Below are 25,008 nucleotides of genomic sequence, written 5' to 3' on the forward strand. Positions count from 1 at the left end.
GCCTCAGTTAAGCATCCAGAGCGCGGTTTGTGGCCAGGCCAGCAATAGCGCAAGTACACAGAGTTGCAGCGCGATAAAGGGCAGTACGGCGATAAAGATATCCTTGAGGCTGACCTCCGGCGGGGCTACGCCCTTGAGGTAAAACGCGGCCGGCCCGAACGGCGGTGACAGGAAGGAAACCTGCATGTTCACGGCGAACAGGATGCCGAACCACACCGGGTCAAAGCCCAGCTGCACCACGATGGGTACGAAGATCGGCAGGGCCAGCATGGCGATGCCGATCCAGTCGAGGAAGAGCCCCAGCACCAGCAGTATGGCCATCATCACCAGAATGATGACGATCGGTGCCACATCCAGTCCGTTAATCATGCCGGACACGAAGCGATTACCCCCCATCAGGTTGTAGACCCCCACCAGGGCTGCGGCACCTATGCCGATCCAGATAATCATGCCGCAGGTGATCATCGTTTGCCCCAGGCTGATGTGCATCACCTTGAGGGAAAATTCGCCGCGCAGCACTATGGCCAGCAGCACGCCGAATACACCCATGGCGGCGGCTTCAGTCACCGAGGCGATACCGCCGTAAATGGTGCCCAGCACCATGCCTGCAATCATCCCCGGTACAATAATCGCCTTTAACGCCTGACGCTTGCTGTCAAAGCCGGTGTTGTGGTCTTCCGGGCGCAGCGGCGGCCCCATGGCGGGATTGCGGATACAGCGCACCAGCACATAGGCGATATAGGAGGCCATCAGGATAACCGCCGGTGTAATGGCGGCGGTGAAGAGGTCGGCAATCGATACGCTGGCGATCATGCCGTAGATGATCAGTACGATGGAGGGCGGCATCATGGTGCCGAGCGCGCCGCCGGCGCAGACCACACCGATGGACAGATGCTTGTCATAGCCCAGGCGCAGCATCTGCGGCAGGGCAAGAATGCCGAGAAGTACAATTTCACCGCCGATAATGCCGGACAGTGCCGCCAGAAAAAAGGCTACAACAATGGTCTGTACCGCCACGCCACCGGGCAGACGACCGGCAAACATGCGCATGGCATTGAACAGGTCCTTGGCGATGCCGGAGCGATCCAGCAGGGATGCCATCAGTACAAACATGGGTACCGCCACTAGGGAATACTCGGTAACGAAACCGTACACCCGGCTGGTGACCAGCGGCAGGGCGTTGCTGCCGAACCAGCCAAAGGTAAAGGCCATGGCAATCAGGCCGGTAATAAAGGCCAGCGGCAGGCCGGTGACCAGCAGGGCGAAAATCAGCCCGACCATCAAAAAGGTAGCGTTGGCGATATCCATTAACGGGACTCCTCGGTGCCTTGTGCACGCTGGCACGACTGGATCAGGTGCAACAGCGCCTGCAGCATCATCAGGCCTAAGGCAAACAGGATGATGCCCTTGGTGAGGGCGGGCATGGGTGGATTCCAGGATGTGCCTGAACGTTCGAGCTGCCACTCACCCAGCGGGTTGTGAGAGGCGCGCCAGAACATGTTGAAGGCCGCATAGGACATGGCGACGCAGAAGCCCAGGGTCACCAGATCATTGAAACGGTCGAACCAGATACGAAACTCCGGCTTGACGCTGTCGTACAGCACGCGCACGCGAATATGCCTGTTCTTGGCCAGGGTTGCAGGGCCCCCCAGGGCAAAGCTCACGGCGACCAGAAAGACCACGCTTTCGTGTACCCAGGATGTGGGCGAATCGAAGACATAGCGCATGATGACTTCAAACACGCTGATGCCCATGGCCAGAAAAACCAGCCAGGCGGCGGCGGCGCCAAAGCGGGAAATGATCCGGTCCAGGCCATTGCGCTCGCCACCGACCATGGAGTCGTGGATCGGGCTGTCTTCGGCGGGTGTTGGGGTGTTGGAAAGGGTAGACATGAAGCCTCCGCACGGGCTGCAGGGCAGCCCGTCATTCGGATTGAAAACGAAGCGGGTCAAGGAGGTTGTCCGACAATACCCACCGACAGCGAGCCACCTGACTCTTTAATAAAGAGAGGGGCTGTTTTCTGCGCTGTTTCGCGTTGAATAGAACCACTATTCACTTTAAAACAGCGCAAAAAATCGAGCCGTCTCGCTACGGCAAGCAGTATCGGGCAGCCTCCTTGTAGCCCGCCGGATTACATCAGGTTGCGGTCAGACAGAAAGCCGACCACGGAGTCGTAGATCTTCTGGTTAAGCTCGCTTTTTGTCGCCCAGACTTTCCACTCTTCCTTGGCGATGTTGCGAAACTTCGCGCGTTCTTCCGGCGCCATGTCGATCACGGTGATGGAGGCGTCTTCACGGGCCTGCTTCACGGCAACAAGATCACGGGCTTTCAGGGTGGCGACCATTTCGTAGGCCATGGAATCAACCGAGGTTTCCAGAATGGCTTTCAGGTCCGCCGGCAGACCGTCCCAGATATCCTTGTTCAGCGATACCGACACCATGGGCAGGGAATGGAAGCCCGGGTAGTTGGGGTACTTGGCGAAGCTGTGCAGGCCCTGGTCGTGGTTGGTGGAGAAGACGGTGTAGTCAGCCGCATCGATAACGCCTTTCTCCAGCGCGGTATAGACCTCGGAGCCCGGCAGGTTCACCGGTGTAGCGCCGGCTTTCTCGAAGATGTTGTAGACCATGCCCTCAGGTGCGCGCAGTTTCAGGCCCTTCATGTCGGCCACGGTACGGATGGGCTTCTTGGAGACGAAGGCTTCAAGCCCGGTGGCGGCCGCACCGATCAGGTGCACGCCGTAGGGCTCAACCAGCTCGTTGTAGATCTCTTCGCCGCCGTTGTATTTCATGTATTCGAGGAATTCCAGCGGATCACCCCAGGCGCCCACCAGGTTGCCGAGCATGCCAAAGGCGGGGTCACGGCCCGAGAAGTAGCTCGGGTCTGTCAGGTGGCCCTGCAGAATGCCGGAGCTTACGGCATCCAGTGTCTGGTTGGCCTGGACCACGGCATTGACCGGCAGGATTTCGATCTCGATACGCCCACTGGACATGGTCTTGACGTTATCGGCCCACTTTTTCTTGATTTCAAACTGCGGCTCACCGGTGTTTTCCGAGGTCTGGAAGGTCCAGTTGAACTCAGCCGCCTGGGCGCTGCCCAGCAGCAGGCCGGCGCTGATAATGGCGCCGGTCAGCAGGCGCTTGGAAGACGTTAGCAGGGGTGTTGTTATTTTCATGCTTCACCTATCAGTGGTTTTTAGATTACAAGTCCGTCCATCGACCCTGAGAAGGTTAGTCGATGGCGGGCTCGGGGGTGTTATCGGGGTAATTTTGCGAGAATTTCCTGCACGATTTGAGGCACGCTCTGCAGCACGGAGACGCGAACACAGGCTTCGTCGGTGCCGGGCTCCTGCAGCGTTTCGAACTGGCTGGTCACCAGGGTGGCCACCATAAAATGATTCTGGCGCAGTGACATGCGCCGCTCGATCTCAGCGCGCTCAGCCTGCAGGTAGACAAAGGTCAGCGGGCCGCTGCTGGCCAGGGTCTGGCGGTAGTCTTTCTTCAGTGCCGAGCACGACAGCACGGCCTGGCTGCCCTGAGCATGGGCGGCGCTGAGCTCATCGCGCAGGCGCTCGAGCCAGGGCTGGCGGTCGGCGTCGGTCAGCGGGATGCCGGCGGACATGCGCTGCACGTTTTCCACCGGGTGAAAGCTGTCGCCTTCGATAAAACGCGCACCCAGTTCATCCGCTAATAGTTTGCCGATGGTACTTTTGCCGCAGCCGCACACGCCCATAATGACTAGATTCATATTCTTGTTTTCATAGTGTAAAAATGAGTTTAGCGCTAACACTGGTGGGTCTAAAAAAACCGCACCAATGCGGAACCTAGCGAGTTGTATAAGACTATACCAGCGGCTAAAGTGCGTCAAATAATATTTTAGCGCTAACATAGGCCCGTATTAGCGCTGCATAAATACTGCTAGAATGGCGCCTTCTAGGGTGCTGGAGCGGTAACAATGACGACCAGGCAAAGTCAGCCGGGCAGTCGCAGCAAGGGGCGGGTAACCCTGAGCGATGTGGCGCGCATGTCGGGCGTCAGCGCAATGACGGTCTCGCGGGCGCTGAACGAGCCGCAGCGTGTGTCGGAACAGGTGCGTGAGCGGGTAGAGCAGGCCATTGATGCACTGGGCTACATCCCCAACCGTGCGGCACGATCCCTGGCGGGCAGTCGCAGCCACACCATCGCCGTGGTGATTCCATCGGTGTCTAACGCCGTGTTCAACAATGTCATCCGCGGCATCTACGATGTCTGTGCACCGGCGGGCTACGAGATGCTGATGGGTAATACCTATTACTCGGTGCAGCAGGAATCCAGCCTGATTTCCAAGTTTCTGACCCATCACCCCGATGGCATGATAGTCACCGGGCTGGACATGGCCGATAGCACGCGACGCCAGCTGGAGGCCGCCGCCATTCCGCTGGTGCAGATCATGGAAGTCGGCACCTCGGCGCCGCTGGACATGAGTGTGGGTATCTCCCACAGCGAGGCTGGTGGTGCCATGGCGCGCTACATGCTGGAGCGCGGTTACAGGCGCATCGGCGTGCTCGGCGCCCAGATGGATTATCGCTCCCAGCGGCGCATCCAGGGTTTTATCGATGTGCTGGCCGAGGCGGGATTGGCTGACGTCAAGCGTGTCCTGACCACCGCAGAGCCTTCTACGGTGCGCCTTGGTGGCCAGTTGCTGGCGGACCTGTTGCTGGCGAACCCCGATCTGGATGCGGTTTTCTGCTGCAACGATGACCTGGCCTACGGTGCCATTTACGAGTGTCAGCGCCGGCAGATTCGCGTGCCGCAGCAACTGGCGATCGCAGGCTTCAATGATCTTGAAGGCTCGGCTTGCATCAACCCCTCTCTTACCTCAATTCAGACGCCGCTGTACGATATCGGTAAAACCGCCGCCCAGATGCTGATGCGTCGTCTCGCCGGCGAGGTGCTGCAGCAGACGGTGGTGGATCTGGGCTTTCGGCTGCAGGCGCGTGACAGCGCCTGAGTCCGGTATGCCGCGCTCCGTTTTCCCGTGTTATAGTGCGCCGCAAATTTATATACCCGGACAAAATACATGACTATTGAGCGGCAACTTTTGGAGCGCAGTGGCGCTAAATGCGAGCTGTGCGGCAGTGCGCAGAACCTGGCGGCCTGTGACGTTTCCCTGGCCCCGGCCGGTGTGGATAACCAGGCGCTGCTCTGCGCCACCTGCAGCGAGCAGGTCGATAATCCGCAGGACCTGCATCATTGGCGCTGCCTGGGCGATAGCATGTGGAGCCAGGTGCCGGCTGTCCAGGTGCTGGTCTGGCGTCAGCTCAAGCGCCTGTCTGTTGAACCCTGGGCGCAGGACCTGCTGGACATGCTCTATCTGGACCCCGAGCTCGAGGGCTGGGCCCAGGCGGCCATCGTTGAAGAAGATGACGACAGCGAGCCGACCCTGGACAGTAACGGCAGCCGTTTGCAGGAAGGTGACTCTGTCACCCTGATCAAGGATCTGGACGTGAAGGGCGCGGGCTTTACCGCCAAGCGCGGCACGGCGGTGCGTGATATCCGCCTGACCTCGAACCCCAAGCATATCGAGGGCAAGGTCAATGGTGTGCAGATCGTGCTGGTGGCGGCCTACCTGAAAAAGGCCTGATTTTTCCGGCGTCTCTATGTGATGGGGTGCACTCTGCCCCTATCTTGTGGCAATCGACAGGCATCATAAGGCGGCATGGCTTCACCCACCCTGCGGGTCTGATGCGTTACCGCGTGCCTGGTGTTTATCGAGCGTCGCTCGTTGCGCGCAGATCGTTGATCACCCGGCGCCACTGCTCGAGTTTTTGTGCAGGTCTAAGTCCGGCATTGGCCGGGCTTGTCGAGGGTAGCCGAGCCAGCTTAATTCCGCTGGGCATTGAAATGCCGCCCCGAATAACATGGCGCTTGAACAGTGTTTCGGCGGCCTCGCCATTGAAACAGATGCCCCTGAGCTGCGAGTGCTGCCCGAAGAAGGTCGCAAAGTCGTTCGCCTCAACGGAATCCTTCGCAATATTCTGATCCAGACTCCCTGGGCGCTGACAGCGGTGCACGACATCCCAGAGCGCGATGCGGTGATACTGTAGCCTTTGCAGGCGCGTGCTGTAGGGCAGGTCGGCGTCAAAGCCGAGCAGCTCGGCCATGATGGGCCAGAAGGCATTGCGCGGATGGGCATAGTATTGCTGTTGTACCAGCGAGGCGACGCCCGGGACTGATCCGAGAATCAGTAGCCGGGCGTCGGGTCGGGATACGGCGTTAAAGCTTTGAATGCGGCTCATTGAGTTGAGGGCTCAGGCCCGGGCACTGCGGTGGCAATGCCCGGGCCCTGCAGGCCCTAGTCGCACAGCGCGTCGAGTTTCTGCTTCAGAATGCCGGTCACGGCGCCGGGGTTGGCCTTGCCGCCGCTGGCTTTCATTACCTGGCCCATAAAGAAGCCCAGCATCTTGCCGCGCTTGTCAGGTTCGGCCGCTCTGTACTGCTCCACCTGCTTGTCGCTGCTGGCGATCACCTGGTCAACGATACCTTCAATGGCGCCGCTGTCGGTGACCTGTTTCAGGCCCTTGGCTTCGATGATCTCGTCGGCGCTGCCGCCCTCAAGCCACATGGCTTCGAACACCTTTTTGGCGATATTGCCGGAGATGGTGTCGTCCTTGATGCGCGTGAGCAGGCCTCCGAGCTGTTCGGCGCTGACCGGGGAGGCCTTGATGTAGGTGTCATGCTGGTTCAGCAGTCGGGCCAGCTCGCCCATGACCCAGTTGGCGGCCAGCTTGCCGTCACCGCAGCTCCTGGCTACCTGGTCATAGTAGGCCGCCTGGACGTTGTTGGACGAGAGTACGCTGGCGTCGTAGTCCGACAGGCCGTACTGTTCGATGAAGGTGGCTTTCCACTGTGCCGGCAGAATCGGCAGGGTGGCGCGCACGGCATCGATATAGGCATCGTCGATAACGATGGGCAGCAGGTCCGGGCAGGGGAAATAGCGGTAGTCGTTGGCTTCTTCCTTGCTGCGCATGGCGCGGGCCACCTTGGTGTCGCCGTTGTAGAGGCGGGTTTCCTGACGGATGTCGCCGCCGCCCTCAATCACGTCTATCTGGCGTTCGACTTCAAGCTCGATGGCTTCTTCCATAAAGCGGAAGGAGTTGAGGTTCTTGGTTTCGGTGCGGGTGCCCAGGGTTTCGGTGCCCTTGGGGCGTACCGACACGTTGACGTCAAAGCGCAGCGAGCCTTCGGCCATGTTGCCATCGCAGATGCCCAGTGACGTCACCAGGGAGTGCAGCTTGCGGGCAAAGGCCACGGCTTCCTCGGCGTTGCGCATGTCCGGCTCGGTGACAATTTCAATCAGCGGCGTGCCGGCGCGGTTAAGGTCGATGCCGGTCATGCCGTGGAAGTCTTCATGCAGCGACTTGCCGGCGTCTTCTTCCAGGTGGGCGTGGTGGATGCGTACGCGGTGTGTGCGGCCATCCGCCAGTTCTATATCCACATGGCCGCGACCCACCACGGGCTCCGCCAGCTGGGTGGTCTGGTAGCCCTTGGGCAGGTCGGGGTAGAAGTAGTTCTTGCGCTCGAATACCGAGCGCTTGCCGATCTCGGCATCAATGGCCAGGCCGAACATCACCGCCATGCGCAGGGCGTTCTCGTTGAACACCGGCAGCGTGCCCGGCAGGGCCAGGTCGACGGCGCTGGCCTGGGTGTTGGGCTCGGCACCGAAGGCGGTGCTGGAGCCGGAAAAGATCTTGGTCTTGGTGGCGAGCTGAACGTGAATTTCCAGCCCGATTACTGTTTCCCATTCCATCGTGCCTTACCCCTTGATGCTCGCAGGTGCCAGTGTGTGCCAGTCGGTCGCCTGCTGGAAGCGGTGCGCGACATTGAGCAATTTCGCTTCGGCAAAGTAGTTGCCGATAATCTGCAGTCCCACCGGCAGTCCCTGGGCCAGGCCACAGGGCACGGACATGCCGGGCAGGCCCGCCAGGTTCAGTGCCAGTGTATAGATGTCTTCCATGTACATCTGTACCGGATCGGCGGACTTTTCGCCGATGCGAAAGGCCGGCTGCGGCGTGGTCGGGCCCATGATGACATCGACCTCGGTCAGGGCCTGGATAAAGTCCTGCTGAATCAGACGGCGTGCCTGCTGTGCCTTGCGGTAGTAGGCGTCGTAGTAGCCGGCGGACAGGGCATAGGTGCCTACCATGATGCGGCGTTTGACCTCGTCGCCAAAGCCTTCGCCACGGCTGCGCTTGTACAGGTCTTCCAGATCGACGGGGTTGTCGCAGCGATAGCCGTAGCGCACGCCATCAAAGCGGGACAGGTTGGTGGAGGCTTCGGCCGGCGCAATGATGTAGTAGGCCGGTACCGCCAGTGCCGTATTGGGCAGGCTGATTTCCCTGACGCTGGCGCCGAGCTTTTCGAACTCGCGAATCGCGTTCTGTACCTGTTCGGCGATGGCCGGGTCCAGGTTGTCGGCGAAGTACTCCCTCGGCAGGCCGATGCGCAGGCCCTCGAGGCTGTCGTTCAGGCTGGCGCTGTAATCCGGTACGTCCTGGTCAACGCAGGTGGAGTCCATGGGATCAAAGCCCGCCATGACGTTGAGCATCAGGGCGGCATCTTCGGCGGTGCGGGCCATGGGGCCGGCCTGGTCCAGCGACGAGGCGAAGGCGATCATGCCGTAGCGCGATACCCGGCCATAGGTGGGCTTGAGGCCGGTGATGCCGCACAGGGCGGCGGGCTGGCGGATGGAGCCGCCGGTGTCGGTGCCGGTGGCCGCCGGCACCAGGCGGGCGGCGATGGCCGCGGCCGAGCCGCCGGAGGAACCACCAGGAACGCGGTCGGTGTCCCAGGGGTTGCGCGAGGGGCCATAGAAGCTCGACTCGTTGGACGAGCCCATGGCGAATTCGTCCATGTTGGTCTTGCCGAGCGTCACGGCGCCGGCTTCATTGAACTTGCGCACCAGGGTGGCGTCATAAGGCGCGATGAAGTTGTCGAGCATGCGCGAGGCGCAGCTGGTGCGAACGCCCTGGGTGCAGAAAATGTCCTTGTGGGCCAGCGGCAGGCCGGTGAATATGCCGGCCTTGCCGGCGGCGCGCAGGCTGTCCGCCGTCCGGGCCTGTTCAAGGGCCAGCTCTTCGGTGACGGTAATAAAGCTGTTGTAGGCGGCATCCTGGGTCTTGATGCGAGCGAGGCAGGATTCGGTCAGCTCAAGGCTGCTGAAGTCGCCTGCGGCCAGTCCGCCGGCCAGTTCGGCCAGTGTCTTGTCAAACATGGGGTTGGGTATCCTTCACAAATTCGGAACGTGGCGGTGTTTACTCGATAACCCTGGGAACCAGGAACAGGCCGTTCTCCACCGCCGGCGCCACGCTTTGCAGCTGTTCGCGCTGGTTGGTTTCGCTGACAACGTCGGCGCGCAGGCGCTGCACGGCATCCAGCGGGTGGGCCATGGGCTCGACATCGGTGGTGTCGGTGGCCTGCAGCTGGTCGACCAGCGCAAGGATGTCGGACAGCGTCTGGGTGTAGCCCGGGACTTCTTCTTCACGGATTTGCAGCCGCGCCAGGTGGGCAATTTTTTCCACGTCGGAACGCTCTAGAGCCATGTTGCAATTCTCAATGATTTTTTAAGGTTTTCGGCACTCGGCGGTGCTGGGGAAGACGGCTAAGTTAACATATTTGTTCCTTGCTCTAAATCCCCGCCATTGCTAGAGTTACGTGTTTTCAGAATCAGCGCGTCGCGCGGCATCTGTTTAGGTACCCCATCCCCATGTTCAAGAAAATCCGAGGTCTTTTTTCCAGCGATCTGTCCATAGACCTGGGCACGGCGAACACGCTTATTTATGTTCGTGATAAAGATATAGTGCTGAACGAACCTTCTGTAGTTGCCATTCGACATAACGGTAATCACAAGTCAGTCGCCGCAGTGGGGATGGATGCCAAGCGCATGCTGGGGAAAACTCCCGGTAACATCACCGCTATTCGTCCGATGAAAGATGGCGTCATTGCCGACTTTCACGTCACCGAAAAAATGCTGCAGTATTTTATCGCCAAGGTACATGAAGGCAACTTCCTCACGCCCAGCCCACGAGTGCTGGTGTGCGTGCCCTGCAAGTCAACCCAGGTTGAGCGTCGCGCCATCAAGGAATCGGCGCTCGGCGCCGGTGCCCGCGAGGTGTACCTGATCGAAGAACCCATGGCGGCTGCCATAGGCGCCGGTCTGCCGGTGGACGAAGCGCGCGGCTCCATGGTGGTGGATATCGGTGGTGGTACCACCGAAATTGCCGTCATCTCGCTTAACGGTATCGTCTATGCCGAATCCGTGCGGGTCGGTGGTGACCGTTTCGACGAGGCTATCGTCACCTATGTGCGCCGCAACTATGGCTCACTGATCGGTGATGCCACGGCGGAGCGCATCAAGCAGGAAGTGGGTACGGCGTACCCGACCTCCGAAGTGCTCGAAATTGACGTGCGCGGCCGTAACCTGGCCGAGGGCATTCCGCGTCGCTTCACCCTTAACAGTAACGAGATTCTCGAAGCGCTGCAGGAGCCCCTGGCGGCGATCGTGCAGGCGGTGAAGAGCGCACTGGAGCAGTGCCCGCCTGAACTGGCGGCTGATATTGCCGAATTCGGTATTGTGATTACCGGCGGTGGTGCCTTGCTGCGCAATATCGACCGACTGATCAGTGAAGAGTCTGGCCTGCCTGTGATCATTGCCGAGGATCCGCTGACCTGTGTGGCCCGTGGTGGTGGCAAGGCGCTGGAAATGCTCGACAACCGTGCCTTTGAGTTACTCTCCTACGAATAGTGGTTTGATGCTCTGCTCAGTCTTTTCAAGCCAGCCGGGACACTGCGGCAGTCGCCCAGAGGTGTCCCATTAAGCTGATCTTCAGGGGCGGGTCGCCCCGTGCCCTTTTTGTTGTGCTGGTGCTGATGGCGTTATTGCTCATCATCGCCGACCTCAACTGGTCAAAGATGCGCGAGACGCGCGGCTATCTGTCCCTTCTGATTACGCCCCTGCAATGGCTGGTCGACGTGCCCGGACGGGTGGCGGACGATCTGTCCGGCGTGCTGGTGGATCGCACGACCCTGCTAAAGGAAAACGAGCGCCTCAAGTCCGAAGCCCTGCTGCTGGAGCGCAAGGTACAGCAGATCGCTGCCCTGACGGCCGAGAATTTGCGTCTGCGTGAGCTGCTTGACGGCAAGGAACGAGTCAAGGACGAAGTCATGCTGGCCGAGCTGATTGGCGTCAATCCAGACCCCTTCCTGCATCAGGTCATCATCAACCGCGGTGCCGAAGATCGCGCCTACATTGGGCAGGCCGTTCTGGATGCCGGTGGCGTGATCGGTCAGGTAGTTGAAGCCAGTCACTATACCAGCCGCGTCATGATGATTACCGATGCCCGCCATGCCATTCCGGTGGAAATCAACCGCAACGGTCTGCGCGCCATCGCGCTGGGCAAGGGCGTCTATGACGAGATCGAGCTTGAGCATGTGCCCGATACCGCCGACGTGCGCGAGGGCGACCTGCTGATCAGCTCGGGCCTGGGCGGGCGCTTTCCCCGGGGCTATCCGGTTGCGGTCGTTACCGGGGTGATTCGGGATCCGGGTCGGCCGTTCTCCCTGGTCACGGCCAAGCCCACGGCGCGCCTGGACAAGAGCCGGCACCTGTTGCTGGTACGCGGGCCCAGGGAGGTTCCACAGGAACCCCCGATGGCCGGGGTGATTAATGAGTGAGGTGCGTCCCGGCGGCTTTCTGATTATCGTCGGAACCTTTCTCGTCGGGCTGACCCTGAGCCAGCTGCCGCTGCCGGTGCAATTCGAGTGGGTGCGCCCGGAGTGGGTACCCATGATCCTGATCTACTGGGTACTGGCATTGCCACACCGGGTGAGCATAGGCACCGCCTGGATGCTTGGCCTGACGCTGGATCTGCTCAAGGGCAGTGCCCTGGGGCTCAATGCCCTGGCGCTGACCCTGATCGCCTTTCTGACCCTGCTGATTCACCAGCGCCTGCGCATGTTTCCGTTATGGAAGCAGGCCATGATGGTGCTGGTGCTGGTGGGTATCAACCAACTGACCTTTCACTGGATGCAATCCATTGCCGGCAATACCCGGGACAGCCTGATGTTTATGCTGCCGTCCCTGGTGAGTGCGGTGCTCTGGCCCTGCGTCTTTGTGCTGCTGCGTAGCATTAGGCGTACCTTCCGGGTAACCTGACAGCAGAGTCGTCCGGGCTCTGACATCCTGCCTGGCGGCACTATTCAAGGGAATTCAACAGTACCATGATGAGCCTGATTCTGGCCTCCGCATCGCCGCGGCGCAGTGAGCTGCTGACACAGATCGGCGTCGCTTTTGAGGTCTGTGCGCCCCATCTGCCCGAGCAGCTGTTGCCGGGGGAGGCGCCGCAGAGCTATGTGCGCCGGCTGGCGCTTGAAAAGGCGCAGGCCGGCTTTGAGCTAGGCGGTGCCCGATGCCCGGCACTGGGGGCTGATACTGCGGTGGTTTGCGGTGATGAGATACTGGGCAAGCCCCGCGATGAAGAGGATGCGGTGCGCATGCTGCTGTTGCTGTCGGGCCGGCGCCATCAGGTCATGACCGGTGTCGCGCTGGTGGATGGGCACCGGGCCGAGGCGCGCGTCGTGACCACCGAGGTGGAATTTCGCGTGCTGGACGAGGCACAGTGCCGGCGTTACTGGGCCAGTGGCGAGCCGCTGGACAAGGCGGGTGCCTATGCCATTCAGGGGCTGGGCGCTGTTTTCGTGACGGCCATCAATGGCAGTTATTCGTCGGTGGTGGGTTTGCCGCTGGCTGAAACCGCACAGTTACTGACACAGTTTGGCGTGCCGCTCTGGTACAGTGCTGCATAATATAGAATATGCGTGCGCAGTAGATCAGTGGTAAGGCTGCTCGCTGCGCAGGACGAGGGTCATGGGGCCCGGCCGGGCAGTAAGTCGATCAGGAGATCGGTTTCACGGTCAGCTTAACTGAGAGTCGAAGGAGCAGGCGGTAAGTGATGGGCGAAGAAATTCTGATCAACTTTACGCCGATGGAGACCCGCGTAGCGGTGATCGAGAACGGTGTCCCGCAGGAACTCTACATTGAGCGGGCCAAGCGCCGCGGTCTTGTGGGTAACATCTATAACGGCAAGGTGGTACGGGTACTGCCTGGCATGCAGGCGGCCTTTGTCGATATCGGCCTGGAGCGTGCGGCCTTCATTCATGTCGAGGAAGTGCTGGGTCAGTCCGCCACGGCGGAGGAGCGCAGCAATACCTCCATCGCCCAGGTACTGCGCGAGGGTCAGGGCCTGCTGGTGCAGGTGACCAAGGACCCGATAGGCACCAAGGGTGCGCGTCTGACCACTCATCTGTCCATTCCGTCCCGTTATCTGGTGTATATGCCGGGCAACGAACACATAGGCGTGTCCCAGCGCATTGAGGACAATGACGAACGCGACCGCCTGCGCAGCCTGATCGACTCGCTGGCCGAAGAGGCGGGTGAAGAAAGCCGTGGCGGCTTCATTTTGCGCACCGTGGCGGAAGGTGCCAACGAAACCGAGCTGCGCGCCGACCTGCTGTTCCTGTACCGCCTGTGGGGCGCCATACAGGACAAGATCAAGGGCGCCGGCCTGCCGGAGATCGTTTACGAAGACCTGCCGCTGAATATGCGTGCGCTGCGGGACATGGCCCATGCCGGTGTCGAGCGCATTCGTATTGATTCGCGTGAGACCTACCAGAAGGCGCAGGAGTTCGTGCAGGCGCTGGTGCCGGAAATTCAGCACAAGCTGGAGTACTACCCCGGTGAGCGCCCGATATTCGATCTGTTCAATGTGGAAGAGGAAATCAAGCGCGGCCTGGGACGCAAGGTCGAGCTGAAATCCGGTGGTTATCTGATCTTTGATCAGACCGAAGCCATGACCACGGTGGATATCAACACTGGCGGCTTTGTCGGTCACCGTAATCTGGAAGAAACCATCTTCAAGACTAACCTGGAGGCGGCCACCGCCATCGGGCGTCAGCTGCGCTTGCGCAATCTGGGCGGCATTATCATTATCGATTTTATCGATATGGAAGATTCCGACCATCAGCGTCAGGTGCTGCGCACGCTGGAACGGGTGCTGGAAAAAGACCACGCCAAGTGCAAGGTCACCGGTGTCTCTGAGCTCGGCCTGGTGGAAATGACCCGCAAGCGTACGCGGGAAAGCCTCGAACAGGTGCTGTGCGATGCCTGTTCCCAGTGTCAGGGACGCGGCATGATCAAGACGGCGGAAACCGTCTGCTATGATATTTTCCGTGAAATCCTGCGCCAGCACCGCGCCTACGATACCGATTCCTATCTGGTGCTCGGGGCCCAGTCGGTGGTGGATTATCTGCTGGATGATGCATCCGAACATCTGGCGGAGCTGGAAGCTTTTATCGGTAAAACCATTCGTTTTCAGGTCGAGACGCTCTACAGTCCAGAGCAGTTCGACGTCGTGCTGCGCTAAGCGGAGCGCGGCGTGAACCTCAGGCTGGGGTCTGTGCTGGGTGGGCTGGGCTGGTTCTGTGCCGGCCTGCTGTTGCTGATTGCCTTGCTGGTAACGCTGTTGCGCCAGTTTCTGCCGGCGGTCAGTGAGTATCGCGAGGAACTGACGGCGCTGCTCAGTGAGCAGCTTGGCGTACCGCTGGATATCGAACGCATCGATGCACACTGGAGCGGCCGCTGGCCACAGCTGTCGGTGAGCGGCGTGCGCTTTTTTGCCGATACAGCTGCCAAGACCGATGCCGGGCCCGAAGTGCGTGCCCGGTTTGACCACCTCAGTGTTGAGCTTGATCTTCCTGCCTCTATTGCCAACCTGATTCCAGTCTTTCGCCAGGCGCAGCTGAGCGGCCTGCAGCTGACCTGGAGCGAGCGTGACGGCCGCTGGTTGCATAGCCCTGGCGAGAGTGACGGCGGCACTGGTCTCAAGGCCGAGGCCTTGAGTCGAATGCTGGGTCTGGCCATGATTCAGCCCAGTGTCACCCTTACCGATGTACAGCTCACCCTATTGCCAGAAGCAGGAGACCCCCGTGTGCTGCGGGCCCCCGAGCTGCTGTTGCAGAACAGCAATCGGGAGCACCAGCTGGGGGGCTCTCTGGTCCTGCCGGCAGCCGGCGACAAGGGGGCTGTGCGTTTTGCCATCGAAACCCGCGACACCGGCGATAACCTGCTGCACGCGCCCTATGACTTTTACCTGTCGCTGGATGAGCTGGGCCCGGATCTGCTGAATCTGGAGCTGTTGCCGTTTCAAATCGACAGTCTGCGGGCCAGTACCGAGTTTTGGGGCCGTTTCTCCGGGGGGCAGCTGGAACGTTTGCAGGGGGCTGTTGCGGTGGCGGAGTTCTCCGCTGCATCCCCCGATCTGCCGGATATCAGTGAAGCCCGTACTGATTTTGCGCTCCTGCGCAGCGGTGATCGTTATCAGCTGCAGCTCAACGCGCTGGCGCTGACCAGTGCCGGCGCCGGACTTGCGGTGCCGCAGCTACTGCTGGAGGCGCTCTGGCAGGACGGACAGCTCAAGCCCGGCCAGATTGCCGGCTCCGGCATTGATCTGGCGCCGCTGGCGCACTGGCTGCAGCAGCAGCCCTTTCTGCCCCAGGGCCTGAAGGAAGCCTTGCTACCACTGGCGCCAACCGGTGTGCTGACCCGCTTTCGCGCCAACTGGCCTGAGAACGACGACTGGAGTGCGTTCGAACTGCAGGCCGATCTGGATCGTCTGTCGAGCGAAGCGGCCTGGGGGGCACCCCGTGTCAGCGGTGTCAGCGGTCGGCTGGATGCGAACCTGAGCGGCGGCCGTATTCATCTGGCCACGACTGACTTTGAACTGTTTTTTCCCGATCTCTACGACCGTGGCTGGGCCTACGACAAGGCCGACGGCATAGTGCGCTGGTCGCTGGAGCCGGATGCTGTGGTGATTGGCAGCGAACTGCTGCACCTGACCAATGCCTCGGTGTCGGCGGCGGGGCGATTCAGCATGCGTCTGCCCTATGTGCATGAGGAACAGACCGAACTGACCCTCATGATCGGCATGACCGACAGCGATGCCCTGCAAACGGCCAACTATGTGCCGCCGGGTGCGGTCGGACGTGGTCTGTATGACTGGCTGGCCGGCGCCATTCAGGGTGGCAGGGTGCAGCAGGGCGGGTTTTTGCTGCATGGCGGAACCCGGGGGCTGGACGATGGCGTGGGGCCCACGGTGCAGATGTTCTTCGATGTGGAACAGGCCGACATGGCTTATCAGCCCGGCTGGCCGGCGGTAAAGGACGGCAAGGTTTTTGTCATGCTGCGTGACCGGGCGTTGCTGGTTGAAGTGGAGCGGGGGCAGCTGATGGACTCCCGGGTTGAGCATGCCCGCGTTTATCTGCAGGGGCCGGGTGCGCCCCTGCAGATCGACGGGCAGCTTGGCGGGGATGCCGCCGATATTCATCGCCTGCTGATGGAGTCGCCCTTGCGGCCGCTGGTGGGGGATGCGCTGGCACAGTGGAAGCTCAGCGGCCCTGCCGAGACGGCGCTGCGGCTGAGTATTCCGCTTGATGGCAAGCCGCTGCCCAGTGTCGGGGTGGCGACACGTCTGGCCAATGGCACCCTGGCATCCGAATCGCTGCGCCTGACATTTTCCGACCTGCACGGCGATCTGCACTACAGCACGGCGAAGGGTCTGCGCAGCGATCGGCTCGATGGCAATATGCTCGGCCAGCCGGTGCGGGCCCAGATCAGCACGCCCGGCACCGAGCCCTGGCGTACCCGTGTCAGCCTGGCCGGAGAGCTGCCCATGGCGCAGCTGGCGCAGTGGTCCGAGCTGGATATTCTGCAGGATCTTAGCGGCAAGGCGGCCTATAACGCCCGCCTTGAATTGTGCAGCGGTGCTGACGACTGCAATCGGCTGGTGATTAGCAGTGATCTTGCCGGTGTTGCGGTGCCCTGGCCCGGGTTTCTCGGCAAGCAGGGGGCAGAGTCGCGTGCGCTGACTGTAGTGCTGGGGCTGGATGAGGGCTCGGTGCGGCTGAACTACGACGAGCGTCTGCGGGCTGTCTTTGGTGTGGCGCCGCCATTGCTCGGCCGTGGTCGGGTGACGTTTGGCGGCGCAAGGCCCGAGCTGCCGCTGTCGGCCGGGCTCTGGGTGGATGGGCGCATCGAGTCCCTGAGTACCAATCAGCTGGAGGCTTTCCTGCAGTCGCAGGGGTGGCTGGATGGTCTGGCTGGCGAGGCTGCGAGTGCGGGCGCAGCGGGTGTCGTCGATGAGCTTCTGGCGCTGCGGGCGGTGGATGTGCAGGTCGGGCAGCTGGATGTGCGCGGCATGCCATTTACCCAGGCCAGCGTACATCTGGGGACGGCACCCTGGCAACTTTTTGTACAGAGTGCGCAAATGGATGCCACCCTGGACTGGCCGGTGCAGCCAGGGCAGCCTTACCGGCTGCAGATCAAGGCGCTGAATCTGCCTGAGCCTGAGCCCCGGCCTGAGTCAGCCCGGCAGTCGGCGGAATCAAACGCGGGGCCTGCCCTTGAGCCCATTGATCTCAGTGGTATACCGGCGGTGGATGTTAGCATCAGCAGTTTGAGTCTGGGGGCCCGAAACCTCGGGCGCTGGCAGTTTGCGCTGCGCCCGCAAAGCGGACGTCTGGCGATCGAGGCGATTGAGGGGCATATCGGCGGGCTGGATGTTCGCGGCGAGGGCAGCTGGCGCGAGCAGCCGGCCATTAGCACGGAGCTGACCCTCAAGCTGCAGGGGGGTGATATAGGTGCCCTGCTCGAAGTCTGGGGCAGTGGGCGAGTGCTCACGTCCGACGCGAGCGATGCCTATTTGCAGCTGGGTTGGTTGAGCCGGCCCTGGGATATATCGCTGGTCCAGGCGCAGGGCGAGCTGGCCTTCAGGCTCGAGGACGGGCGCATCATCGAAAGCGGTGGTGCCAGTAATATACTGCGCATTTTCGGTATTCTGAATCTCAACAGCCTGGCGCGGCGCTTCAAGCTGGATTTTTCCGACCTGCTGAGAAGCGGTCTGGCCTACGACAGTCTGGCAGGCCGCTATCGCTTTGAGCGCGGCCTGGCCCGCACACTTGAGCCGCTGCGCCTGCAGGGTCCCTCCGCCGACATGACCATGACCGGCAGCCTGAATCTGCTGAACGAAACCGTGGAGCAGGAAATGGAAGTGACCCTGCCGCTGACCAGCAACATACCGCTGGCGGCAGTGTTGCTGGGGGCGCCCCAGGTGGCCGGCGCCATGTTTCTGATCGACAAGCTGATTGGCGACAAGCTGGAAAAGGTGACCTCGATTCGCTATCGCGTGTCCGGTGACTGGAATGATCCCGAGGTGTCGGTCATGCGTTCGGCCTCGCCCTAGACGTTGAACCTTTGTACCTGTCGCTCGGCAGGCCCGCGGTAACTCAAGTTTCAAACTGGAGGTGAAGATGTCGCGCTGTGCAGTAATACAGATGGTGTCGGGGCCCGACTTTGAGGTCAATCTCGGCACCGCCGAGCGACTGGTACGCGCCGCCGCCGCTGAGGGCGCGCGTCTGGTGCTGCTGCCGGAGAATTTCGCCCTGTTCGATTCATCCGGCTTGCGAGCCCTGGCCTGTGCCCAGGGCCTGGGCGAGTTGCAACAACGCCTCGGCGCCCTGGCCAAGAGCGCCGGTATCTGGCTGGTGGCGGGTTCCGTGCCGCTCATGCTGCGAGATGATGGTGCTGAGGTGGCCGATGGGCGGGTGCGTTCAGCCAGCCTTGTATTTGATGATCAGGGGCGGCAGCGGGCGCGTTACGACAAGCGGCATCTGTTTGATGTAGAAGTGGCGGATGCGCAACAGAGTTATCGCGAATCCGTCTATATCGAGCCTGGCAGCGAGATAGTGCTGGTCGACACACCCTGCGGGCGCCTGGGGCTGAGTATCTGTTACGACCTGCGCTTTGCCGATCATTACCAGCGCCTGCGCGATGCCGGCGCCGAGTTGATCAGCGTGCCCTCGGCCTTTACTGCGGTCACGGGTGCTGCGCACTGGGAGTTGCTGTTGCGGGCCCGGGCGGTGGAATTCCAGTGTTATGTGCTGGGAGCCAACCAGGGTGGCCAGCATGGCAAGGGGCGTGAAACCTGGGGGCATTCCATGATTGTCGGCCCCTGGGGCGAGGTGAGCGCCAGTCTGGCCCTGGGCGAGGGCTGGTGCAGTGCCGAGATCGATCTGGATGAACTGCGGCGTCTGCGTCAGCGCATGCCGGTGAGCGCGCATAGGCGAATAACGCTGTAAACGTTTGAGTACCACAACAAAAAGCCGGAGCTGCACAGTGCAACTCCGGCTTTTTTTGTCTGCGCTCCTGGCGAAGCCTGGTCCGGATCAGTTGGGCACTTCAGCCAGCTCGCGCAGGTACTTGAACAGCTTGCGTGAGCTGGCCGGTGGTTTCTGCTGCAGCGCCTCGCGCTGTGCGTTGCGTATCAGCTGGCGCAGATGCTGAATATCGGCATGGGGAAAGGCCGCCACATAGTCGGTCAGGTCGTCGGGCGTGCCGTTGATCAGGCGATCGCGCCAGCGCTCCAGGCGATGGAAGTGGGCGTCGTGGGCCTGCTTGCCCGCCTCGAAACTGTCCATTGTCTGGCTGATGCCATCGGTATCAGCCAGGCGCATCAGGCGGCCAATGTATTGCAGCTGGCGTCGAATGGCCTCGCCCTTTTTCAGCCGACGGCATTCTTCTACAGCGCCGCGCAGGGTCTCATCCATCGGGACTTTGGCCAGCTGATCCTTGTTTAGTGCGACCAGTTTTTTGCCCAGGTCCTGCAGCGCATGCATGTCGCGTTTGGCCTGGCTTTTACTGATCAGCTCTGCGTCTTGGTCGGCGGGGTCTAGCTGTTCAAAATCTTCTTCGTTAGTCATAGGTCGGTTCTTTAACTGTAAAAGTAGGTAGCCAGTCCGAGGAAGGCGAAGAAGCCTACAACATCGGTAATGGTGGTGAGCAGAACGCTGCCGGCCAGGGCCGGGTCTATGCCGGCGGCCTTGAGGCCGATGGGCAGCAGAGTGCCGGCCAGAGCGCCGGCAATCAGGTTAATCACGATGGCGGCGGCGATAATGCCACCGATATAGATATCCTGAAACCAGATAATGGCGACGGCGGCGACCACCGAAGCCCAGAGCAGGCCATTGAGGGCGCCTGCAACCAGTTCGCGATTCAGCAGCCAGCCGATGTTGCTGCGCTCCACGTGCCCCAGCGCCTGGCCGCGAATCACCAGCGTCAGTGTCTGGCTGCCGGCGATACCGCCCATGGAGGCGACAATCGGCATTAGCACGGCCAGGGCCACGACTTTCTCGATGGTGTCTTCAAACACGCCGATTACCGCCGAGGCGATGAAGGCGGTGAGCAGGTTGATACCCAGCCAGATAGCGCGGTTGCGGGTCGTTCGCATCAGCGGTGCAAAGGTGTCGGCGTCTTCCCCCAGACCCGCCATGCTCATCAGGGAGTGGTCGGCATCTTCACGGATAACGTCGACCACGTCATCGATGGTAATACGGCCGAGCAGTTTGCCGTCCTCGTCGATGACCGGCGCGGAAATCAGGTCGTGCTGCTCGAACAGCTGGGCGACTTCGCTGTCTGTCATCGTGGCTTCGATGGGCTCAATGTCGGTGCTCATGATTTCGCGCACCAGCATGTCGGGATCCGACACCAGCAGTTTGGTCAGGGGCAGGATGCCAATATAGGCGTCTCTGCGGCTGACCACGAACAGACTGTCGGTCATGTCCGGTATTTCCTTGTGACGGCGAATATAGCGCAGCGCCGTTTCCACCGTGATATCCGGTCGGATGGTCACGGTGTCGGTGTTCATCAGGCCGCCGGCGGTGTCCTCGTCATAGGACAGAACCTGCTCGACCCGGGTGCGGTTCTGGATGTCCATGGTCTGCAGCAGTTCGCGCATGATGCGCTCCGGCAGCTGCTGCAGCAGGTCGGCCATGTCGTCAATATCCAGGCCTTCGGTGATCTCGAGGACTTCCCGGGTTTCCATGCGGCTCAGAATTTCGGCCTGGACGTCATAGCCCAGGTGCTGCAGCACATCCCCTTCCAGATCCTTGTTGACCAGGCCCCAGAGCAGCTGGCGCTCCTTGGGCGGGGACTTGTCCAGCAGATGGGCGATCTCCACCGGGCGCAGGCTGTTATTCAGCGTATAGCGCACCTGACGCAGTTCACCGCTGTCCATGGCGGCGTTCAGTCGTTCAATCGGCGAGAGAGGCTCTTTGCTGCTCATGACATCCTTGCGCTGCCCAGGGGCTGGTCTGGAAGGGGGAGCTCAAATGGCTTTGCCCCGGGTGCCGTGCTGGGCGGTTCGGGCCTGATGGCCGGGCTGGGAATGACAGTATACCGGAATCAGGGGGCGGGTATCAGCGGGGGCGGGCGTCGGGCGGGGTGCAAAAACGGTTTTTTTATTCGCCTTCACCAAAATAGTCGTCGATAAGGGCGGTGACGGCATCAATGGCGGCCTGCTCGTCTTCTCCCTCGGCGCGAATCAGCAGTTCGGTGCCTTTGCTGGCGGCGAGCATCATCACAGACATGATGCTTTTGCCGTCGACTTCGCGGCCGTCCTTGTTGATGCGGATCTGGCTGGAAAATTTCCCGGTGGTGCTGATGAGCTTGGCGGCAGCACGGGCGTGAAGTCCCAGCTTATTTATAATAGTGACGTGCTTTTCGATCATGCCGGGCCTTGTCCTCGATCAATATATCCGTTTGTCCCGCGGTTAATTCAGTTCGCGATGACGAACATGCACATTATCCACAGACCGCCGGAAATGACCAGCGAGTTGCTCTGCGATAAAGACCGAGCGGTGTTGCCCGCCGGTACAGCCGATGCCGATGGTGATATAGCTGCGGTTGTTGCTCTTGAAGCGCGGTAGCCATTTGGCGATGAAGTCCCGGATGTCGCCGGTCATTTCCGCCACTTCCGGGGCCTGTTCGAGAAAGCGGATGACGGGATCGTCGAGGCCGGTAAAGCCGCGCAGCTCCGGAATCCAGAAGGGGTTCGGCAGTACCCGCACATCGAAGGTGAAGTCGACATCCAGTGGCACACCGTGTTTGAAACCAAAGGATTCGAACTGGACCGAGAGCTGCTGTTCGGTGCGCTGGGATACGCGCAGCTTGATGCTGTCCCGCAGGTCGTACAGCTTCAAGCGGGTGGTGTCGATGCGCAGGTCAGCCATATTGGCGATGGGTTCGAGCAGTAGCCGCTCGTTTTTTATCGCCTGCTGCAGGCCTGTGTTCTCGCCGGACAGTGGGTGCTTGCGCCGCGTGGCGCTGTAGCGTTTGAGCAGCGTCGGGTCCGAGGCGTCCAGGTAAAGGACCTCGGTATTGACCTCGGCATAGCGGGTGCGCATCTTCTTGAGCAACTTGGGGAACTGACGCAGGTTGCTCAACAGGTTGCGGGCATCAATGCTGACCGCCAGTTTCTCCGGCGGCATAGGGTCCTTCAGCATTTGCTCGATCAGGCTGGGCAGCAGCAGGGCAGGAAGGTTGTCGATACAGTAGAAATCGACATCTTCCAGTGCTTGGAGCGCGGTGCTTTTGCCGGAGCCGGACAGGCCGCTGATGACCACCAGTTTCATGCTGGAGCCATCAGGCGGGATGCTGTGGGGGTAAGCAGGGCCTGTGACATGGGATTTGTACTCAGTGCGATGCCAGACGCAGGGCAGTATCGAATAGCTGCTGGTCAGAAGTGGTATCGCGAAGCGCTGTCAGTACTTCTGCGCGGCTGAAGAGTTCGGCCAGCATGGCCAGGGTTTGCAAATGTTCATCGCTGGCCTCGGAGGGCACCAGCAGTACAAAAAGAAGGTCCACCGGCTGGTTGTCGATGGCGTCAAAATCAATAGGTTCAGCGAGCTTGATCATCATGCCGCTGGCCTGGGTAGCGTTCTCAAGCCGGCAGTGTGGAATGGCGATGCCGCTGCCAATACCGGTGCTGCCAAGCCGTTCCCGGCCAATCAGGCCGCTGAAGATTTCTTCAGCGGCCAGCCCTTGTGCCTGCTCGGCGATCAAGTTACTGGCTGTTTCCAGTACACGTTTTTTGCTGCCCCCATCAAGGTTGCAGAATGTCAGAGCGGGGGTCAGCAGTTCATGCAGATACATGGGCTTATTTGTTTACCGTTATTTGTGGTTTTTGGTTTTTTCTTTGTGCTTGATGATTTGACGGTCAAGCTTGTCGGTCAGACCATCAATGGCGGCGTACATGTCCTGGTGTTCGTGAGTCGCAAACAACTTGCCTCCTGCAAGGTGAACATCGGCTTCGGCCTGCTGACGCAGCTTTTCTACACTCAGGGTAACCTGGACATTGGTGATGTTATCGAAGTGCCGCTCAAGCTTGCCGAATTTACTATGTACATACTCGTGCAGTGCATCGGTAAGTTCGACGTGATGTCCTGTGATGTTGATCTGCATAGTTTTCTCCTAGTCAACAGCGGCGAAAGATCGCCTTGTTTGCATCTCAATTAAACCAGACGCTTGCGCTCATTAGAAGGTGCAATATTCATTGCTTCACGGTATTTCGCCACTGTACGCCTGGCGACTTGAAAACCCTGCTCGTCAAGCAGCGTGGCGATCTTGCTGTCGCTCAGTGGTTTGGTGGTACTTTCCGCTGCCACCAGGCGCTTTATCAGCGCCCGAATGGCGGTGGAAGAGGCGGCGCCGCCGTCGCTGGTACCGACGTGGCTGGAGAAAAAATACTTCAGCTCGAAGATGCCCCGGGGGGTGTGCATGTACTTCTGGGTGGTGACCCGGGAGATTGTGGACTCATGCATCTCGACGGCCTCGGCGATGTCATGCAGCACCAGCGGCTGCATGGCCTCTTCGCCCTGCTCGAGAAAGCCCTCCTGGCGAACGACGATTTCCCGCGATACCTTCAGCAGGGTTTCGTTGCGGCTCTGCAGGCTCTTGATGAACCAGCGTGCTTCCTGCAGGTGGTTCTTCAGATAGGTGTTGTCGGAGCTGTTGTCGGCGCGTCGGATCAGATCCGAGTACTGGGTGTTGATGCGCAGGCGCGGCGCTGTGTCGGGGTTGAGCGCGACCGTCCAGAAGCCCTTGACCTTGGTGACCACAACATCGGGTATCACATATTCGGCGGTGCTGGTGGTGATGCTGGCGCCGGGCTGTGGGTTCAGGCTCTGAATCAGCAGTATGACTTCCTGCAGCTGGTGTTCTTTCAGCCTTGTGCGGCGCAGCAGCTGTTTGTAATCCCGGCTGCCAAGCAGCTGGATAAACTCGCTGACCACGCGAATTGCTTCCTTGCGCCAGGGAGTCGACTCCGGTAGCTGACGCAGCTGAATGGCCAGGCATTCGCCCAGATCCCGGCCGCCGACGCCGGCGGGATCGAACTGCTGGATACGGTGCAGTACGGTTTCGATATCGTCGGAGTCGACGTCTTCGAAATCCTCCGGGTTTTCCTGCTTGAAGTGTTCCAGCAGTTCATCCAGAGATATACGCAGGTAACCGTTGGCATCGATGCCATCGACAATGCCTGTGGCGATAAAACGGTCCAGGTCGCTCATGGGTGTCAGGTTAAGCTGCCACTCCAGATGATCCTGCAGCGTTTCCTCCGCCGTATCATTGGACTCCATGCTGCCGTCGTCATCGCGGGCCGGGCCGCTGGGCTGGCTGCTCTGAAAGGTGTCGTCCCAGGAACTGTCGGTGCCAAGCTCCTCGGGGATGTCGTCATTCCAGCTGTCTTCGGCCTGGGGGCTGTCGTCGCTGGCGGAGTTTTCCGCACTGGCGCGTTCGCCCTCGCTCTCGCTGGCCTTTTGTGGCGCCTCGGAGTTCTGGTGCTCGTTGTAATCGGCATCCGCTGCTTCGTCGTGATCCTCGTCGGAGGACTCGAGCATGGGATTGTTTTCGAGCGCTTCCTGAATTTCCTGCTGGAGGTCGAGTGTCGACAACTGCAGCAGGCGAATGGCCTGCTGTAACTGGGGCGTCATGGTCAGGTGCTGACCAATTTTTAGGTGGAGCCCTTGCTTCATAGAAAGACTGCGTTATCTGTGGGAGTGGGTCGAGTTGCTGTGCATTATATGCCTA

24 protein-coding genes are annotated in these 25,008 nt (G+C 60.6%); 9 read left to right on the top strand and 15 right to left on the bottom strand.

Annotated features, from left to right (window positions below; genetic code table 11):
- Positions 1-3 precede the first annotated feature (3 nt).
- The 4 genes from A8C75_RS05670 to A8C75_RS05685 all read right to left on the bottom strand — a co-directional run bounded on the left by A8C75_RS05670 (position 4) and on the right by A8C75_RS05685 (position 3,744).
- Positions 4-1,308, bottom strand: a complete 1,305-nt coding sequence (locus A8C75_RS05670) for a TRAP transporter large permease (protein WP_067379304.1) — start codon at positions 1,306-1,308, stop codon at positions 4-6.
- Positions 1,308-1,892, bottom strand: coding sequence for a TRAP transporter small permease subunit (locus A8C75_RS05675; protein ID WP_067379305.1), 585 nt, complete (start codon positions 1,890-1,892; stop codon positions 1,308-1,310). Before A8C75_RS05675 ends, A8C75_RS05670 begins: the two co-directional genes overlap by 1 nt.
- Before the next feature lie 239 nt (positions 1,893-2,131).
- Positions 2,132-3,172, bottom strand: a complete 1,041-nt coding sequence (locus tag A8C75_RS05680; protein ID WP_067379307.1) for a TRAP transporter substrate-binding protein — start codon at positions 3,170-3,172, stop codon at positions 2,132-2,134.
- An 80-nt stretch (positions 3,173-3,252) separates the two neighbouring features.
- Positions 3,253-3,744 (bottom strand): gluconokinase, encoded by a 492-nt coding sequence (locus tag A8C75_RS05685; RefSeq protein WP_067379309.1) that lies wholly within the window; start codon positions 3,742-3,744, stop codon positions 3,253-3,255.
- Positions 3,745-3,951: 207 nt separating this feature from the next.
- Between A8C75_RS05685 and gntR the strand changes: the two genes are divergently transcribed.
- Both gntR and A8C75_RS05695 read left to right on the top strand, forming a co-directional pair.
- Entirely contained in the window at positions 3,952-4,986 is a 1,035-nt protein-coding gene (gene gntR / locus A8C75_RS05690; RefSeq protein WP_067379312.1) for an HTH-type transcriptional regulator GntR, read from the top strand.
- Positions 4,987-5,055: 69 nt separating this feature from the next.
- A complete protein-coding gene (locus A8C75_RS05695) occupies positions 5,056-5,619 on the top strand; it encodes a PhnA domain-containing protein (RefSeq protein WP_067379314.1) in 564 nt (187 codons plus the stop codon).
- 124 nt (positions 5,620-5,743) lie between these two features.
- Here A8C75_RS05695 and A8C75_RS05700 read toward each other — a convergent pair whose 3' ends face one another.
- The 4 genes from A8C75_RS05700 to gatC are packed head-to-tail and all read right to left on the bottom strand — an operon-like array spanning position 5,744 to position 9,577.
- The gene (locus A8C75_RS05700) at positions 5,744-6,274 is read right to left on the bottom strand and encodes a DNA-deoxyinosine glycosylase (RefSeq protein WP_067379316.1); all 531 of its coding nucleotides are present in this window, start codon (positions 6,272-6,274) and stop codon (positions 5,744-5,746) included.
- 56 nt (positions 6,275-6,330) lie between these two features.
- Positions 6,331-7,785, bottom strand: a complete 1,455-nt coding sequence (gene gatB / locus A8C75_RS05705) for an Asp-tRNA(Asn)/Glu-tRNA(Gln) amidotransferase subunit GatB (RefSeq protein WP_067379320.1) — start codon at positions 7,783-7,785, stop codon at positions 6,331-6,333.
- A 6-nt stretch (positions 7,786-7,791) separates the two neighbouring features.
- Positions 7,792-9,249 carry an Asp-tRNA(Asn)/Glu-tRNA(Gln) amidotransferase subunit GatA gene (gene gatA, locus A8C75_RS05710; RefSeq protein ID WP_067379323.1) on the bottom strand — a complete coding sequence of 486 codons (1,458 nt, stop codon included), beginning with the start codon at positions 9,247-9,249 and terminating at the stop codon, positions 7,792-7,794.
- 40 nt (positions 9,250-9,289) lie between these two features.
- On the bottom strand, positions 9,290-9,577 hold the full coding sequence (gene gatC, locus A8C75_RS05715; RefSeq protein ID WP_067379324.1) for an Asp-tRNA(Asn)/Glu-tRNA(Gln) amidotransferase subunit GatC: 288 nt from the start codon (positions 9,575-9,577) through the stop codon (positions 9,290-9,292).
- 164 nt (positions 9,578-9,741) lie between these two features.
- Between gatC and A8C75_RS05720 the strand changes: the two genes are divergently transcribed.
- The 7 genes from A8C75_RS05720 (at position 9,742) to A8C75_RS05750 (ending at position 19,223) form a co-directional block, all read left to right on the top strand.
- Positions 9,742-10,779 (top strand): rod shape-determining protein, encoded by a 1,038-nt coding sequence (locus A8C75_RS05720; protein WP_020683090.1) that lies wholly within the window; start codon positions 9,742-9,744, stop codon positions 10,777-10,779.
- Between the two features lie 113 nt (positions 10,780-10,892).
- Complete coding sequence (mreC, locus tag A8C75_RS05725; protein ID WP_257737041.1) at positions 10,893-11,708, top strand: rod shape-determining protein MreC; 816 nt, start codon at positions 10,893-10,895, stop codon at positions 11,706-11,708.
- On the top strand, positions 11,701-12,189 hold the full coding sequence (gene mreD, locus A8C75_RS05730; protein ID WP_067379329.1) for a rod shape-determining protein MreD: 489 nt from the start codon (positions 11,701-11,703) through the stop codon (positions 12,187-12,189). The genes mreC and mreD overlap by 8 nt, the downstream gene beginning before the upstream one ends.
- 65 nt (positions 12,190-12,254) lie before the next feature.
- A complete protein-coding gene (locus tag A8C75_RS05735) occupies positions 12,255-12,839 on the top strand; it encodes a Maf family protein (RefSeq protein WP_067379331.1) in 585 nt (194 codons plus the stop codon).
- Positions 12,840-12,985: 146 nt separating this feature from the next.
- Positions 12,986-14,455, top strand: a complete 1,470-nt coding sequence (gene rng, locus A8C75_RS05740) for a ribonuclease G (protein WP_067379334.1) — start codon at positions 12,986-12,988, stop codon at positions 14,453-14,455.
- A 12-nt stretch (positions 14,456-14,467) separates the two neighbouring features.
- Positions 14,468-18,328, top strand: a complete 3,861-nt coding sequence (locus A8C75_RS05745; protein WP_084783779.1) for a YhdP family protein — start codon at positions 14,468-14,470, stop codon at positions 18,326-18,328.
- 67 nt (positions 18,329-18,395) lie between these two features.
- Entirely contained in the window at positions 18,396-19,223 is an 828-nt protein-coding gene (locus A8C75_RS05750) for a carbon-nitrogen hydrolase family protein (protein WP_067379338.1), read from the top strand.
- 87 nt (positions 19,224-19,310) lie between these two features.
- Here A8C75_RS05750 and yjgA read toward each other — a convergent pair whose 3' ends face one another.
- The 7 genes from yjgA to A8C75_RS05785 form a co-directional block, all read right to left on the bottom strand.
- Positions 19,311-19,844 (bottom strand): ribosome biogenesis factor YjgA, encoded by a 534-nt coding sequence (gene yjgA, locus A8C75_RS05755; protein WP_067379340.1) that lies wholly within the window; start codon positions 19,842-19,844, stop codon positions 19,311-19,313.
- Positions 19,845-19,855: 11 nt separating this feature from the next.
- Positions 19,856-21,205: a magnesium transporter gene (gene mgtE / locus A8C75_RS05760; protein WP_067379342.1), complete on the bottom strand. Its 1,350-nt coding sequence runs from the start codon at positions 21,203-21,205 to the stop codon at positions 19,856-19,858.
- A 175-nt stretch (positions 21,206-21,380) separates the two neighbouring features.
- The gene (locus A8C75_RS05765) at positions 21,381-21,650 is read right to left on the bottom strand and encodes an HPr family phosphocarrier protein (protein ID WP_067379345.1); all 270 of its coding nucleotides are present in this window, start codon (positions 21,648-21,650) and stop codon (positions 21,381-21,383) included.
- A gap of 42 nt (positions 21,651-21,692) precedes the next feature.
- A complete protein-coding gene (gene rapZ, locus A8C75_RS05770) occupies positions 21,693-22,553 on the bottom strand; it encodes an RNase adapter RapZ (protein ID WP_067379346.1) in 861 nt (286 codons plus the stop codon).
- A gap of 61 nt (positions 22,554-22,614) precedes the next feature.
- Positions 22,615-23,073 (bottom strand): PTS IIA-like nitrogen regulatory protein PtsN, encoded by a 459-nt coding sequence (ptsN, locus tag A8C75_RS05775; protein ID WP_067379348.1) that lies wholly within the window; start codon positions 23,071-23,073, stop codon positions 22,615-22,617.
- An 18-nt stretch (positions 23,074-23,091) separates the two neighbouring features.
- Entirely contained in the window at positions 23,092-23,382 is a 291-nt protein-coding gene (hpf, locus tag A8C75_RS05780) for a ribosome hibernation promoting factor (protein ID WP_067298657.1), read from the bottom strand.
- 50 nt (positions 23,383-23,432) lie between these two features.
- Positions 23,433-24,953, bottom strand: coding sequence for an RNA polymerase factor sigma-54 (locus tag A8C75_RS05785; RefSeq protein WP_067379349.1), 1,521 nt, complete (start codon positions 24,951-24,953; stop codon positions 23,433-23,435).
- Positions 24,954-25,008: the final 55 nt, after the last annotated feature.

This window comes from Marinobacterium aestuarii (assembly GCF_001651805.1).
GTDB classification, from domain to species: domain Bacteria; phylum Pseudomonadota; class Gammaproteobacteria; order Pseudomonadales; family Balneatricaceae; genus Marinobacterium_A; species Marinobacterium_A aestuarii.